The 15,411-nt window shown below is 43.4% G+C and carries 13 protein-coding genes; 2 read left to right on the top strand and 11 right to left on the bottom strand.

Annotation, left to right across the window (positions count from 1 at the left end; all coding sequences use genetic code 11):
• Window positions 1-60: 60 nt before the first annotated feature.
• The 5 genes from MHH57_RS03540 to MHH57_RS03520 form a co-directional block, all read right to left on the bottom strand.
• The gene (locus MHH57_RS03540) at window positions 61-1,491 is read right to left on the bottom strand and encodes a YfcC family protein (protein WP_069012135.1); all 1,431 of its coding nucleotides are present in this window, start codon (window positions 1,489-1,491) and stop codon (window positions 61-63) included.
• A gap of 2 nt (window positions 1,492-1,493) precedes the next feature.
• Window positions 1,494-3,077, bottom strand: a complete 1,584-nt coding sequence (locus tag MHH57_RS03535; RefSeq protein WP_069012136.1) for an amidohydrolase family protein — start codon at window positions 3,075-3,077, stop codon at window positions 1,494-1,496.
• Window positions 3,078-3,212: 135 nt separating this feature from the next.
• Complete coding sequence (locus MHH57_RS03530) at window positions 3,213-3,926, bottom strand: GntR family transcriptional regulator (RefSeq protein WP_069012137.1); 714 nt, start codon at window positions 3,924-3,926, stop codon at window positions 3,213-3,215.
• A 95-nt stretch (window positions 3,927-4,021) separates the two neighbouring features.
• Window positions 4,022-4,834: a PfkB family carbohydrate kinase gene (locus MHH57_RS03525; protein ID WP_029515808.1), complete on the bottom strand. Its 813-nt coding sequence runs from the start codon at window positions 4,832-4,834 to the stop codon at window positions 4,022-4,024.
• Between the two features lie 28 nt (window positions 4,835-4,862).
• Window positions 4,863-5,834, bottom strand: a complete 972-nt coding sequence (locus tag MHH57_RS03520) for an SIS domain-containing protein (RefSeq protein WP_245231471.1) — start codon at window positions 5,832-5,834, stop codon at window positions 4,863-4,865.
• 303 nt (window positions 5,835-6,137) lie between these two features.
• On the opposite strand from MHH57_RS03520, the gene MHH57_RS03515 reads away from it, so the two are divergent.
• Window positions 6,138-6,770, top strand: coding sequence for a LysE family transporter (locus MHH57_RS03515; RefSeq protein ID WP_029515810.1), 633 nt, complete (start codon window positions 6,138-6,140; stop codon window positions 6,768-6,770).
• A gap of 20 nt (window positions 6,771-6,790) precedes the next feature.
• Here MHH57_RS03515 and MHH57_RS03510 read toward each other — a convergent pair whose 3' ends face one another.
• From MHH57_RS03510 to MHH57_RS03500, 3 genes are all read right to left on the bottom strand, one after another.
• A complete protein-coding gene (locus tag MHH57_RS03510) occupies window positions 6,791-8,131 on the bottom strand; it encodes an amino acid permease (RefSeq protein WP_342434834.1) in 1,341 nt (446 codons plus the stop codon).
• Window positions 8,132-8,376: 245 nt separating this feature from the next.
• Complete coding sequence (locus MHH57_RS03505; protein WP_342434833.1) at window positions 8,377-8,592, bottom strand: spore coat protein; 216 nt, start codon at window positions 8,590-8,592, stop codon at window positions 8,377-8,379.
• An 86-nt stretch (window positions 8,593-8,678) separates the two neighbouring features.
• Complete coding sequence (locus MHH57_RS03500) at window positions 8,679-9,113, bottom strand: hypothetical protein (protein ID WP_103046978.1); 435 nt, start codon at window positions 9,111-9,113, stop codon at window positions 8,679-8,681.
• Between the two features lie 289 nt (window positions 9,114-9,402).
• On the opposite strand from MHH57_RS03500, the gene MHH57_RS03495 reads away from it, so the two are divergent.
• The gene (locus MHH57_RS03495) at window positions 9,403-9,867 is read left to right on the top strand and encodes a MarR family transcriptional regulator (protein ID WP_013369372.1); all 465 of its coding nucleotides are present in this window, start codon (window positions 9,403-9,405) and stop codon (window positions 9,865-9,867) included.
• Window positions 9,868-10,043: 176 nt separating this feature from the next.
• Here the strand turns inward: MHH57_RS03495 and MHH57_RS03490 are convergent, their stop codons facing one another.
• From MHH57_RS03490 to MHH57_RS03480, 3 genes are all read right to left on the bottom strand, one after another.
• Window positions 10,044-11,636 (bottom strand): glycoside hydrolase family 32 protein, encoded by a 1,593-nt coding sequence (locus MHH57_RS03490; RefSeq protein WP_165178973.1) that lies wholly within the window; start codon window positions 11,634-11,636, stop codon window positions 10,044-10,046.
• A 106-nt stretch (window positions 11,637-11,742) separates the two neighbouring features.
• On the bottom strand, window positions 11,743-13,242 hold the full coding sequence (locus tag MHH57_RS03485) for a glycoside hydrolase family 68 protein (RefSeq protein ID WP_342434832.1): 1,500 nt from the start codon (window positions 13,240-13,242) through the stop codon (window positions 11,743-11,745).
• Window positions 13,243-13,852: 610 nt separating this feature from the next.
• Entirely contained in the window at window positions 13,853-15,367 is a 1,515-nt protein-coding gene (locus MHH57_RS03480; protein ID WP_069012141.1) for an MDR family MFS transporter, read from the bottom strand.
• Between the last annotated feature and the right edge of the window lie 44 nt (window positions 15,368-15,411).

Raw genomic sequence — 15,411 nt, 5'->3', positions numbered from 1 at the left:
TAAACTTATACACAAAAAGAAACCCTTGTCTCTAAAAGACAGGGGTTCTCACTTGATATATTAGATACCCACCGCAGCCGAAATAGCAGCGAAAATAGCAGCAACTAACCACAGGATGGGGAATAGCTTGAAGATTACCTTCAGCCACTGTCCAAAGCTGATCCGGGCAATGGCCAATCCTGCTAGCAGAACTCCACCTGTCGGTGAAATGAGATTGGTTAACCCGTTACCAAACTGGTACGCTGTGACGACGGCTTCACGATTGATGCCTACAAGATCTCCAAGCGGTGCAAGTACAGGCATAGTTAGTGCTGCTTCCCCCGAAGAAGATGGGACCAGGAAAGTAATAATATTATGTGCAACCAACATAATGGTTGTGAACAAGTAATTTGGCAATCCTTCCAGGATGCCTGCGAGTGCATTCAATACGGTATCAATGATCATACCCTGCTCGGCGATGATCAGAATTCCGCGAGCGAGACCTATAATCACTGCAGCATAGATGAATTCTCCACACCCTTTTACAAAATTCTCAGCTATCTCCTTCTGGCTCATTTTGGTGACTACCCCGACAAAAAGACCGAGTGCGAAGAAAAGGGCGCCGATTTCAGTCATATACCAGCCTTTGGCCAAAATTCCCCAGACAATGGCTCCCAGCGTTACAATAAATCCACCTATAATTAATTTGTCCCGAAACGTGAAGACGACGTCCTCACCTGTATTCTCTTTTATAAATTGCTCGCGATTTATAATATCACTCTGAAAAACAATGGATTTCTCCGGATTTCTCTTAACCCGGTGCGCATACCACATCGTAAAGGCAATAGAAATCATAGTAAATACAAGCCATTCAATAAATCTCAGCCAGAGCTGAGGATTCCCCTCCACTCCTGCGATTCCCTGGGCAATCAATACTGAAAATGGATTCACAGTCGAACCAACATAGCCAATTTGCGTTCCCAGAAATAGAATGAGAATAGCAGTCATAGAATCGAAGCCTAGGGCAAACATTAACGGAATAAAAATTGCATAAAGCGGAATAATTTCTTCGCTCATCCCAAAGGTAGAGCCTCCGAGACTGAATATAACCATGGCAATTGGAATAAGCAAAATCCCCTTATTCTTCAGACGTCTGGCAAGGGCTGTCAGGGCACGATCGATGGCTCCCGTCTGCAGTATAATCCCGAAGGAGCCGCCTACAATAAGGACAAAAGAGACCACATCGGCGGCATTGATAATCCCTTCAATCGGGGCGCTAAGGATTTGGGGGATTCCCTGTCTTAAATCACCATTCTCACCCGTTTTGGGTACAGTGTGATAGGTTCCCGAAACGATTGCCGTTTTGGTCACACCGTTCACTGTCACTTCATGACGCTCAAACTGTCCGCTGGGTACAATCCATGTCAACGCAGCGACCGTAATAATAATCAAAAATATTAAAGTATAGCTATGGGGTAAGGATAATTTCCATTTCTTATTCTTGATGTTCATGTTTATCCCTCATTCCAAGAATGGTTATACGTAACCTTCCCTCCCATAATGGTCAATATCACTTGGGCATCCCTGATGTCGCTAGCGGATGCGTTAAGGAGGTCGCGATCAAAAACGGCGATGTCAGCATATTTTCCAGCCTCCAGCGTACCTGTAACCTCTTCCATATAACAATGTTTGGCTCCATTAATGGTCCATGCCCTTAAAACTTCGGATGGCGGCATCCCTTGGTCAGGATACCAGCCTCCTGCAGGCGAGCCATCCGGGAATAATCGGTGAGAGGCTGCATACAGTGAATCAGGGACACTAGTGATAAATAAAGGCAGATCAGTCCCAATGGTTATTGGCACGTTAGCCTCCAGCATGGATTTATAATTATAAAAGCGGTTTTCATTGTCTTTACCTACCACAGCAGACATATAAGCATCCTCGTAAGAAGGATTCAGTAGCAGGATTTGGGCGTAGACTTCGGCAAAAATTTCGTTCTCGCCCATTCTAATCAGATCATCTGGATGAGGATACTCTAGATCACTGATCGAATGTCTAATAAGGTGATTACCTTGTTGTTCGCGGCATTTTTCAATCATCGATACTGCCTGGCGAATTGCAGCATCCCCTTCTGCAGTTAGGCAGCATTTGATACCTTGGCTGTCTGCTTCCAGAACTGAGGCTTCAATTTTTTCATAATCAACCGTTCTTAAATTCGTGACTTCAGGCATATCTGCGTAAGGCTCCAACATATCCCCTGTATGATCGGCTACAACGCCGTCAAGCATCAGCTTGTATCCTTGGAAACGAATAAGGTCTCCATTATAAAGTGCTTTATACTTGATACCGGTGCCAACATCCAACGGTTCAACAACGGGTTCAAGCGAAAAATGAAATCGGAGTGGCAGTTCTCCTGCTTCTTTCAATTCTTCTAGAATCGGCAGTAGCTCGCTATGTCGGTCAAAGCCAATATCCTTTATGGAAGTAACTCCTCGTGCAGCCAGCAGGCGGCAAAACTCCACAAACTCTTGTTTGACAAGGCTGCGATCCTGCATCATGGCTTGGAGTAGCAAAGCGCGTGCCTCAGCACTGCATTGATCCGGCAAAAATTGATATTTCTCCTGAGCCAGTCGGTTCATCCAGCAGTAGCTTTTATTTAGGTTAATGGCAATTACCGCCCGATCAGGGAACATCTCGTCCAACAAGCTTTGTTCCGGCAGCTTGCCCCATCTTTCCTCGCTCCAACCGTAAGCGGTTACATCTTTCCCTGGCGGAAGATTGTTTGCCGCTTGCAGCATGGATTCCACTGCTTCTCCAATCGAGGCTGCATGAGTCAAATCCACGCCCCGATGCATCGACATATATCCGGTAAAAAATACATGATTGTCATGAACTCCTGGCATGATAAAAGCATCACCCAAATCACAGACAACCGTTTCAGTTCCTATCCAAGCTTGTGCTTCCTCGGGACGCCCCACTGCTGCAATACATTCTCCCCGCAGTGCAATAAACCCAGGCGAAGCTTCATTTTCTAAGCCATTAAAAATAGCATTTGACAGTAGAACCTTGTCCGCTAATGTGTCCTTCTTCCCTTGCACAGTTTCACCTCCTCATTATTTATCCGCTTCATAACATAACGTAATATAACGTTATAACATTGCTTCTGCTTCTCTCATGGAGTGGAAGCAGAAGCTGCGCCGTACCTGAATAACATTACGTAACAGGCAACGGATTTATATTGAGAATTGATAACGGTCCCCAATGATGTACTGCTTACCTACATGAACGGGGCTTCCATGCTGATCATAAATAATCGTATGCATGTAGAACAACGCCTGTCCGATGGCTGTCTCTAGCAGCTTTGCCTGGTATTCATCCGCCAAAGCGATTTGTAATATCGTCTCTCCCGGTTGGTTAGGATCGATGCTGTATTTATGACGCAATAGCTCATATACAGAGCCCTCTAACTGCTCTTCCATTAGAAAAGAAAATCGGTCATAAGGGTAAAAATTATTCTCCAGCATGAGCGGTCGATCACCGGCGTATCTTTGGCGCTGAATATATAACACTTTTTCTCCTTGTGGCAGCTGCAACTGATGTGCAATTTCCTCATCTGCTTCTCTGATTTCACGTTCTGTGACCACACTGTGTGAAGAGAGGCCGTTGGATTTGCAGGCAGCCGTAAAGCTGATCACATGTTCAATCTTCCGCCCAATTTTGGGTACATTGACAAAGGTTCCTTTTCCTTGACGTTTGGTCAGATAACCTTCATGAACCAATTCGGCAATCGCTTTTCTTACGGTAATTCGACTTACATTGTAGGTCTCGCTTAGCTCAGTTTCGGTCGGTATACGACTTCCCTGCGTATATGTTCCATTATGAATAGCAGTTTTGACCGCTTTTTGTAATTGAATATATAATGGCTCTGCTTGATCTGAATTCAACATAATGTACCCTCACTTGTCATATAACGTTATATTACTCCCACTTAGAGTATCAAATGTTACATATTCTTACAAGTGAAGATATTTGAAAAAAATAATTAGTAACGGACGCCGTATCCGAATGAACCTTCTACCAGACAGCTCTGGGCGGCAACCCTCGATCCTTCTGCCATAGCGTCCTGAATATTACCCTTTTTCAAAAAACTCAGTAAAAAGGCGGTGATATAGGAGTCTCCTGCCCCCATCGTATCCACAGCGTCCACGGAATCAGGCGTTTGAAAATAGAACTTGGTACCATCATAGGCAATAGATCTATCTCCGCCGCGTGTGGCTACCAGAATTTGCCCCTCTTTTTTTCGATTGGAGCGGATATAGTTCTGTGTCTCTTCATCCGTCATATGGCTGCAAGAGAAGAATGCAAAATCGGCGTACGCAATATATCTCTCGACCTGTTCATCTACGAAATCATCTGAAAAGTCAAAAGAAAGAGGGATTCCCAACGTCTCCAATTCAGGCAGCAAGTGCCCTGTATGACTGTACAAGCCCGTGTGAATAAGGTCGAACCCGCCAACATAGGCCTTGTCATCTTCACTCAGCTTCAGCGGGTGGAGACGTGTAACTCCTCCCTCATTGCTGCCCAGAAATACTCTGTCCCCGTCTTCCAGGGTTACACGTGCGCAGCCGTTCTCACCGCTGTGATATCTGCACCGTGAAATGTCGATTTCCAGCTCACGGAGAATGTGTTCTACATGCTGTGCTTCGTTATCATCCCCGAATACTCCAATAAAGGCTGCATCTACTCCCGCTTTTTTGGCAAACACACTGAAATTAAGCGCATTGCCGCCAGGATACATCATGCGCAGATGAACATATTTATCTACCACATTATCGCCAATGCCTAGAACTTTCATGATGGTTTCCTCCTGTTGGTAAGTGCGCTTAGTAAGCTACTTTGCCCATATAACGGCGAGTTTCCAGTGGGTGATTGCGTACATTTGCGAGTGCTTCACGATAAACACATACAATGCTATAAAATAAAACCGGGTTAAAGAACTCGACAACCTCGTCAGCAATGGTTCCGATTCCAAGCTCCTTCGCATCGATTACTTCTACTTTCTCGGCATATTGATTCAGGAAAGTCTGTGCCCGCTCATCCAATGCCCGTGTGCGTCCTTCGTTGATCATCAGAATAAATGGAGTTTCTTTATCCGTTACTTCAAACGGACCGTGGAAAAATTCACCGGAATGGATTGAAGCCGCATGAAGCCATTGCATTTCCATTAGAGAACAGATAGCAAATCCGTAGGCATGTCCATAAGAAGCTCCGCTGGTCAGGATATAGAAGAGATCTTCATTGCGGTATTTGTCAGCGAATACAGTGGCACGCGGTTCGACTTGTATTTTGGCCCTGTTAATAATTCCATTGATTGCTCCCAAGCCGTTCTGGAAAGCTTGATAATGCATATAGCCATCAGCGACTTGAAGCAGCTCAACAGTAAGCTCCAAAATAATAGCCATCGGGTTATTTTTGACATCGCTCTCATCTCCCCACTCGTAGAGGAATGAATAATCAGAGTAATTGAGCAGTGTCGCTTCACTATTGTGGGTTAAGCCGATGGTGTAAGCGCCTTTCTCTTTGGCTGATTTAGCAGCCGCAACCGATTCCGGCGTGTTTCCTCCATGGGAACACACGATGACAACTGAGTTTTTACCTAATCGTCTTGGCAGCGCGTGCACAAACTCATTTGCTGTATACATGCCTGCTACCAGCTTCTTTGCTTCACTATCCAAGAAATATTTTGAGGGATACATATCGACTAATGAGCCCCCGCAAGCTACTAAATAAACCTCAGAAATCTCTCCACTTGATTGTTCATAAATCGTCTGAACCGTCTGTTGTACATTCATCATTTTTACCTCTCCTTTTTATATAACGTTATATAACGTATTGTTTATGGGATAAATATAAGCGCTTTCACCAAAAGTGTCAAGCCCATTTATTCAATGAACTTTTAATACTCTGCATTCAAAAAGCTCTAATCCTTTTGTCGAAGAATTAGAGCTCCTATTGGGATTTGATTTATTGAGTGTTTGGTCATAACGAGATTACACCTACAAAATACGCAAAAAATTGGTCTTACCCATGGGTTTGTCCGAATAAACTAAAGTAGACAAGTACATAACAGCCCATAAAAAATCAAGGAGGAAAACACCATTAATACATTTATCAGTTATATTTTTCTCGGTCTGTCACTTTCGGCCCCCATTGGGCCGATTAATGCTGCACAGTTGGATCGAGGTATTAAGAATGGATTTTGGCATGCTTGGTTTATCGGGCTTGGGGCAATAACCGCAGATATAATCTATATGCTGCTTGTCTATTTGGGAATGATCCACCTTCTCAATGCCCCGTTTGTTAAAGCTTTTTTATGGTTATTTGGTTTTTTCGTACTTGTGTATACAGGTGTTGAAAGCATCAAAAATGCAGGTGTGATTTCAGAATCTGAATTAAGGGGAAATGGCAATACCTTAACCAATTCATTTTTGGCAGGCTTCCTGATGTCATTATTTAATCCTCTCTCCATCCTTTTCTGGCTTGGCATTTACGGGTCCATACTGGCCAACGTCGCTAATACATATCCAGTACAACAGCTAATGATCTTTAGCGGAGCGATTGTATTAGGTGTGTTACTCTGGGACGTAACCATGGCAGCCGCTTCAAGTATTTTCCGGAGGTTTCTAAAAACCGGATTACTTAAAACCATCTCTTGGATGTCTGGATTATCTCTTATCGGTTTTGGTTTTTATTTTGGTGTACAGGCATTTCAATTACTTTTTTTACACTGACGATTAACTCCCTGACAAAGTTAACGAGATTCCTTGGCGTGCTTTCGGCGAACCCATTGTACAATGAGGTCACATATTGCAATGAACAAGACCAGAAGTAAGCTGATGTAAACCCCAGGACGGCTAAGCTTATGAAAAAAGGATCCGACCACAGCCATAGCTATCAACAATAATCCAACCCAGCGTTTAATGTTGCTAGATGTGCTCGATTCCAGTAACTTACCTGAAGACAGCAAAATAAAGCACCAGTTATACAACAGCATTAACCCTGCAGCTGTTGTAATATATTCATACACTTTTCCCGGCAGCAGCAACGACATTACGATGGCTGAGATTAATCCAACGGAGATCAAACTAAGTGCATACAGAGGATATTTGCCCTTCCACTTCCGTGAAAACAATGTGGGCGCATCTCCCTCCTGTGCAAGTGTAATCATCATAGATGTCTCTGCATATAGGGACGCTGTCATTGTTGAGAACCCTGCAATAATAAGCACTCCATTAAATAAATGAGGTACAAAAACCAGATGATCGCTGCTCAGCGCAAGCACAAATGGACTTTCTTTCGGGTTAAAGGCACTTAAGGGTACCATAGACACAGCCAGACCAATCGAAAGCACATATACTACAACGAGCGTCATCAACATTACTTTTCCTGCTTTAGGTGCATCCTCCGGTTTTTGAAGCCGATTAGACATTATTCCGAGCACTTCAATACCTCCGTATGCATAAAAGGCAAAAATAAAAGATGACCATAATCCCATACCGCCGGTAGGAAAAAAGTCTTTGTAACTGATGGGGAACTTTGGATTATATTTTCCTCCTCCGATCCAGCCTGCCAAAAGAGCAACGGCCAAGACCAGAAACATAACAATAGCTGCCATTTTAATAATAGCCAATACATTTTCAACTCGATCAAAACCCTTGTTACCAAAAAAAACAATCACAAGCCCTAAAATCCCGAAGCCTGCCGCAAAAATCCACATCGGTACCTGAGGAAACCAGAAGCGTGAGAATATAGATAGCGCCGTTAGTTGGCTCCCATTGATAAGCAATTCTGAGAACCAATACACCCAGCCACTACCGAAGCCTGCCCAATTACCAAATGCTTTTTGGGCATAGGAACGGAAAGAGCCCTGTTCTGGATGATCTGCCGTCATGCGCGAAAGGGCGTCAAACACCACATACGTTCCCACCGCTGCCAAAAAGTATGCAATGAGTACGGCTGGGCCACCGATGGAAATCGCTAAGCCGGACCCGAGGAAATATCCTGTACCAATGGTACCTGCAACGCCTAATAAGCTAAGTTGCCACCATTTTAGTTTTTGATCTTTTTGCTTAACAGCTGAAGACTTGCCCATAATGAAAATCACCCTATTCCTGATATTGAGACCTAGTTCTCCGATATTATGTTTGCCTTCTTCACCATATTTCATGTGGACAGCAATTCATTTCGTTATTTGTGATTTCTAGGATTAGCGTGACTATTTATATAATAAAAAAGCACCAGCAAACTCGTTTAAGGTTTGCTGATACTTTTTCTACATAAAACCAGAGACTTCATTTGGGACTAAATAAATAATTCTTTTATTGCGTTAATTAATTATCAAAATTTAGACAAAGAAAGTGCTTTGTCTGCATTTTGAATATCCATTTGTATTTGCTGATCCGGATCATAAGCGTTATAGTAACCATTGTTCTTCATATAATTAAAAATTTGTTCATGAAGATTAACAGCTTTGCTACATATCCTACAGAATTTCAATTCTGGTAAAGCTCTAACTGAGTTTTTCTCACACAAAAAAAGCTCCTTCAAAGCCACAATAATTAATGGTCTTATAGGAGCTTTATCCTAATAGGAGCTGAGCAGTGAAGACTCAAATTCTAATCATGACTTTTAGGACAAAATCAGATATGGATGCTTCCAGAAAATCCATCCACTTCGTCTTCAGGTTGTTGATCAGAGCTGACGTTGTGCTCCTCCATCGTATTAGTGTACGTTTGAGAGGAGCCATTTTTATAAGCTTCGCTCCAGTCTTCGTTGATCGTGTGTGCCGGGATAATCCAATCTTCCGGGCTATAACCTGGATGTTGTACACCTATATTTCCTTGCAAACCGGGATATTCATCCGGTTTAGAGAAAAGAGTCCCTACCTCAATCATGCTTCCTTCATAGGCTTGGCAAATTTCCAATGCAGACAGCACATCCTGGTTCTCAATATGAACACTGAGACCTGTGTCACCATTTGTGCTGGCGGAGTATCCAATTTCCTTTAATGTTTCACAGGCTTGGGCAGCTTGCTGCGGATCACGAAATTGAAAACGGAAAGAACCTGTATCCATGTGTTTCATCTCCTCTGAAGTAGCTATTTGGTTAATTGGGGTTCATCAAGCTAGGTATGTTATTTTTAATATAACCAAGCGGAACAGTATTTTTACATTCAAAACCTTTATTTTTCAAAAATTTACTTTAAAGCTTTGAAATTAAATAGTTAAAAAAGCAGCTACTGTGACAAATCGCATGTTTTCGCTACGTAAATCCCTTTATGCTAGTAACAAGGGTATGGTTGCCCGGTCATCCGAGCCGAGCGGTCAAAGGATGCCCAAATCCATACATAAAGGCGGAATGAAGATGATAGATTACCGAACATTGGTGACACAGCAATCCATGCATTTGTATAGCGTGTTTGCCAAGTCATTCAAAAGTGTAAACGAACATGCGGTTGCTGGCATCAAAACGGTGGGCTTCAACCCAACGGCCTTCGCCGTGATGGAAGTTTTATATCACAAGGGCGCGCAGCCAATCCAACAAATTGGAGCAAAGCTGCTTCTGCAAAGCGGAAATGTCACTTATGTTATTGACAAGCTGGAAAGCCGCGGTTATTTGCACCGTCACCCGTGCGACCAAGATCGTCGGATTATATATGCAGAATTGACGGACGAAGGACAACGTGTCATGGACGAAATTTATCCTGATTATACACGTCAGATTGAACGTGCCTTTAGCGGAATCAGTGAAACCGAAAGAGATCAACTCATCGGCTTGCTCAAAAAATTGGGCCGTAGCGCTGATAACTTGTCACCTTATCACAAATAGAATGAATAGTAATTTTAGCAACTAATCGTTTGTGAATAAACGAACAATCTTATAGCTGTGCTAAAACGAAAATTTAGATTTACAGAGAAAAGTCCACCCTTATATTCATGGGTGGACTTTTTATATACCTGGATAGAGCGAAATATGCCCAAGCTTACGAGCAGCATAAGTACCTGCTATCGACTAAAATGTTTGACTACTACATTATTAAAAATTGCTGGACCGCCATCGGAAAACAGAGTGATTCTCTGATCCTCTAACCGTGGAAATATTAAAGAGGAATAAGCTACTTCTCCACCATCGACAAACACTTCAATACTGGTTTTATCGACGAGAATGTTCAGGTGAACCTTTTTCTTATTAGTATCAAAAGGCGCCTTGCTCTCCACATATTTTCCACTCTGATCCGGCTGCCCGGTGTTGGCTCTATTTACGTAGGAGTATTGACCGTCTACTGAGACACCCACATCGACATGACGCTTGCCATCCGTCGACTCTCGAAGCCTCAATCCTACATTTTTAATCGTGGACCAAGATACATCCGCCTCTAACTGATAGGCATCGCCTGCTACCGGAAGCCGGTGAGCACCCTCTACTTTAATCGTTCCTAATGATTTTTTGGATGTTTGGAATCGCTCCAAATTGGGTACCGGCTGTGAAACCAAACGATATCCAGCATCTGCCGTATGTTTCAGTCGAATTTGGCGAACAATCGAATCCATTCCATTAAAGCCTTCCTTTAGGGTAGGCGTGTTATTGGCATAATCCCAATTATTCATCCAGGCCAGAGCATAACGGTGACTATATTTATCTTTGTCTTTTCCTTCCTCGAACGTAACTGCACCATACCAGTCAAACCCATAATCCAGCCACTCAGGTTCACTGTGATTAGGGAGAAATGCTTCTCCATTAAAATCTCCCGTCCAATAGGCATACGTGTTGGGTCCGCCTGTTGATTTGCTATTGGCGCTCACACCTAGAATCCATTGATAGGTTCCATCATCCGCACGCATCCGGTAAAGGTCAGGACATTCCACAAGCCCAATATTTTCCGTTTGAAAGCCGCTCGTATACCGCCAATTCTTTAAATTATCAGACTCATAAAAACCAATCTTCGTTCCCTCTGCCATGACCATCACCCATTGATTACGTTGAGTATCTCGGATGATTTTGGGATCTCTGAAGTCCTTTGTACCGGGGTTGGACATCACAGGCTTGTTGCGGTAAGAAGTAAACGTCTTGCCTTTGTCCTTACTGTACCACAAAAATTGTTCCTGCTTTCCGCCATCTGCGGAGGGCTGTGTCACAATGGCTACCAGCGTGCCTTTTCCAAAACCTGCGGTATTATTATCATCGATCACGACCGAACCGGACCAAGGATCTCCATTCGGGTTCGTATATTTTGGAATCGCCACCCCTTCATCTTTCCAATGAACCAGATCGGTTGATGTGGCATGTCGCCATTCTGTACCGTTCTTTTTGGGATAATCACGATTATATAAATAGTAATAATGATATTTTCCATCCATATAAATAGGCCGTTGAGGATCATTCTTCCACTTATCCGGAACGGTAAAATGATAGGCTGACCGGTAGGTCGGTGTTGTTTGCTTACTTTGATTCGCTTGATTTTTGGGAGTTGCAGCAGATTTTTGGGGTTTGCCTGCATCCTGTTGGTACATACTCCAACCCATAGCTATAAATATAGTTAAGCCTGTGATGATTACAACGGATCGTATCCAAATGCTCTTGGGAGCTTTTTTTCTCATTATGACGATCCTCCTTACCTCTCATTGCACCGTTATGTATCGTCCGATGGACGACAGATCGGGTTGCTACCAAGCCGCCGCCTTCGGACATACTGCTTATACCTACTTATTTCTTGCCATACTCATTTTGGGGTTCTTTTTTGTCCTTTTCTGGATCAATCGTGATTTGCCCTTGCTCCAAAATACCGTTTTTCACAACAGACGTTTTCGAGCCTTTAATATTCAGCAGGAAGCTTGGCGCGAAAGTAGATTTGTGATCCGGGAAAAGCCCACGATTGGTCATATAACTCGACACGACTACGTTATTGCCTTTGCCTTGCGGGATAGCAAAATGGGCATACGTCCAGGTAATATCATCACGATCCAGATCCTGATGAAGAACGAGACCGGTTCCATTCAAGGGTTTATAAGGCCCTGTCAAGGAAGTAGAAACATAACCCAGCATGTAAATATCATCGTCACCGATCGCATCTACAGTCACCTTGGAACCTCTCGTACTCGTAAATAAATACCACAAACCGTTCATTTTGAACACATTTGCCCGTTCAATTTCATCTGTTACCAAATTGGAAGCAATCAAAGGAGGCATTACATTTTTCAACGTATAATCATCATTCAATTCAACGATGCCCAGTGCGCCGTTAGCCAGCTCAGCTCCCTTTTTCTTGGGACTTTGCAACAAATTTTGTTGCTCTTCCGTGAAGAATTTCTTATTGCCGCCATAATAAGCTGGGTTTTGAAGCGAATCTTCGCCTTGGTAGCCGGTTTCTGTTCCTGTGTTGGCTTCAAATATAATATATTTGTGGCCTTGATCCTCGACATAGTGAGGGTCTCTAAACGTATGGTTGTCCATATCTATTCCGACGCTTTGCTGTACATTTTGATAGGTTTTCCCATCTCCACCGTCATAGATCGATTTCAAATCCTCGACTCCATCTACTTTCAGTGTCTTGTCATCAGGCTGAGAGACATTAATTTGAGCCGTGCTCAAGGTTTGTTTGCCGTATAGTTGGTTATTTGGCTCAAAGGGCTGTCTGCTGGTATAAAATAAACGTACTTGTCCATCAGAGGTTAACGTAGCAGAACCGGACCATTCTTCTGACTGATTTTTTAGAATCGGATCGTTGGCAAGTAATTTATCATTGTCTTTAAATACTCTTCCGGCATTTTTCCAGCCGCTCAGCGAGGTATTACCCGCTTTTTGATAGAACAGATATATAAATGTATCCTCTGCTCTTTTAGGATCGCCTGCCAATCCAAAAACGATATTATACCCTTTGTAATTGGCTACTGTGCCATCGGCATTTTGTAACGGCCAAGAGTCCCAGACATCAAAATCAGTCAGCTTGCCTGAGCTGTCGCGACCAATAGCAGAAGGAATATTCTTAATTGTAGACGCATCGAAGGACGGAACCTCATATTTCTCTTTGCCTTGCTGTTTGAAAATATTCAGCATGTCATTACGCGTAATTTGCGTAAATGCATTGTCTGTTTTGAGATCAGATGCATCATTTTCCTCGGCAAAAGCCTGAACGCCGCCTCCTAACAGCAAGGTAGTTGCTACTGTTGCAGTGGCTGCTTTACTGAACCATTTGTTAAACTTCAAGTACTCCATCTCCCTTAATCTAATTATGCTTCTAGATTTGAAAACCAACTTTTTGGTTGATAGGGCCATTTTATATGGTATGTCAAACGATTGATATAGACTGAAAAGCCCTATTATGTGAGATAAGAAAACAGGTTACTCTATGAATTTCATCCTCATATTTTCCTAGTAATTTTCTGAAAATCCCTTTTTTTTCATTCTTATTACATTCAGAAAAATTTGCTGCTTGATTTTTTTCCGTGTTTCATATTGCTAGCTTGGTTGCTTCATTCACATGCAAAATCATTCTAAAATAAATCATACAAAGCCCAATTTGTAAGCGGGTTCAAAAAAATAGTTCCTTAGTACCCTACAGCTCCATCCAGAAACAAATTTTTTGTTACAATTTCTTAAGACTTTTTTACTATTTTGTTACCTATACCATATGAATATATCGCAGTCTCAAGGGGATTTTTATTTCCTTTTTGTATGCTGGGAAATTTATTGGTCCTATGCGAGGTGTTTTTTTGTTGAATCATTAGGAGGAGAGACCTTTGAATAAAGAGATAGCCCGGACTTTTATTCAAAGGTCCGGGCTATCTCTTTTATAATGAAAGATTTATATTATTTTTTATGCGTGTTCTCTTTGTGGTGTCTTTACGCGCTGATCTGCCTCTTCTTCCGTACCCGGCGGACGGTTCCGCAGTCCGAGCACGACAAACCAGCTAATCACTGCAATAACGACCATGATAACGAACAGGGAATGCAGACTGTTTTCCAGTACAGAACGAAGCAATCCGGCAACCTTGTCACTTAGACTCTGTGAAGCATGAGGTGCAAGCAGACCGTTAATATCCTCCTGCGTAACCCCTTGCTGTGTAAGCTGTCCTTCTGCTGTCTGGGCAGCAATGCGATAATTCAGCCATGAACCGAAGGCAGCAACCCCGATCGTTTGCCCCAACGTGCGCAGGAATGTATTCAAAGCTGTAGACGCGCCACGCAACTGGAACCCGACCGAGGACTGGGCAATAATCGTAAACACAGTTATCGAGAAACCGAATCCCAGTCCATACAACAATGTAGACAGGAAGAGCAGCCAGATAGGAGCCGTTTGGCCCATCAAGGTCATGACGAAGGCTCCCAATACAATCAGGGTCAGTCCAATCAATGAGGTTCGACGCGAGCCCAGCGTCAGCAAAATGCGTCCTCCGATCATAGAGCCAAATAGCCAGCCTATGGACATTGGAGCCAATGCGAGACCAGATGAAGCGGCATCCCCACCGTATACACCTTGAATCCATAGTGGAAGATAGCTAGTCAATCCGATCAGCAGGGTGCTGACTAACAGGGCTGCGGCACAGGAAAAAGCGATATCCCGTATCCGAAATAACTTTAGTGGCACCATCGGTTCCTGAGCGCGTTTTTCTATAACCAAAAACAGAATCAGGAACAAAATGGCTACGGCAGCCAAGGCCAGCAATTCAGGAGAAGCCCAACCGATATACTGTCCGCCCAGTGCCAATACGAGCAAGAGAGCCGTCATCCCGATGGTAAAGGTAACCGCTCCGGGTACGTCGATACGTGCGGTACGCTTGCTTACCTGTTCACGCAAGTAACGGGCGATGAAGTACATAGCCAGCAATCCAAAAGGAACGTTAAAGCCGAAAATCCACTCCCAACCAAAATAGGTGACCACATAACCGCCCAAGAGTGGCCCGATCAGGGAAGAAATTCCCCATACTGAGCTGATCATGCCTTGGACTTTGCCACGTTCCTCCATTTTGTATATATCACCGATGATGGTAAAGGTAACAGGAATGACACCACCCGCACCAATCCCCTGAATGGCCCGGTAGATAATAAGCTGCTCCATAGTACCAGCTATCATACAAAGTAAAGAGCCAAGTACAAACAACGAACAGCCGATTAAAAAAATGGGTTTTCGGCCAAACAAATCGCTAAGCTTTCCGAAAATAGGTGTGGTCACAGCCATCGTCAGTAAATATGCCGTAAAAATCCAGCTGAGCAAATTCACGCTGCCCAGTTCACTAACAATCGTCGGTCCCGCTGGACCGATAACCGTTCCTTCAATTGCGGCCAAAAAAGTGGCCAATAGAACACCTGTCAGCACGAGTCCGCGCTTCATAGGTTTATCGTCTCCCAAGCAAATCACAAATCCTTTCCTTATAA

Source organism: Paenibacillus sp. FSL H7-0442 (genome assembly GCF_038593105.1).
GTDB lineage: Bacteria > Bacillota > Bacilli > Paenibacillales > Paenibacillaceae > Paenibacillus > Paenibacillus polymyxa_D.
This window is presented reverse-complemented; position numbering and strand designations above follow the sequence as displayed.

Excerpts from the sequence above, each read along its gene's own strand:
- MHH57_RS03540 (WP_069012135.1), bottom strand. The coding sequence starts at position 1,491 with ATGAACATCAAGAATAAGAAATGGAAATTATCCTTACCCCATAGCTAT.
- MHH57_RS03530 (WP_069012137.1), bottom strand. The coding sequence starts at position 3,926 with ATGTTGAATTCAGATCAAGCAGAGCCATTATATATTCAATTACAAAAA.
- MHH57_RS03525 (WP_029515808.1), bottom strand. The coding sequence starts at position 4,834 with ATGAAAGTTCTAGGCATTGGCGATAATGTGGTAGATAAATATGTTCAT.
- MHH57_RS03520 (WP_245231471.1), bottom strand. The coding sequence starts at position 5,834 with ATGATGAATGTACAACAGACGGTTCAGACGATTTATGAACAATCAAGT.
- MHH57_RS03510 (WP_342434834.1), bottom strand. The coding sequence starts at position 8,131 with ATGGGCAAGTCTTCAGCTGTTAAGCAAAAAGATCAAAAACTAAAATGG.
- MHH57_RS03500 (WP_103046978.1), bottom strand. The coding sequence starts at position 9,113 with ATGGATACAGGTTCTTTCCGTTTTCAATTTCGTGATCCGCAGCAAGCT.
- MHH57_RS03495 (WP_013369372.1), top strand. The coding sequence starts at position 9,403 with ATGATAGATTACCGAACATTGGTGACACAGCAATCCATGCATTTGTAT.
- MHH57_RS03490 (WP_165178973.1), bottom strand. The coding sequence starts at position 11,636 with ATGAGAAAAAAAGCTCCCAAGAGCATTTGGATACGATCCGTTGTAATC.
- MHH57_RS03480 (WP_069012141.1), bottom strand. The coding sequence starts at position 15,367 with ATGAAGCGCGGACTCGTGCTGACAGGTGTTCTATTGGCCACTTTTTTG.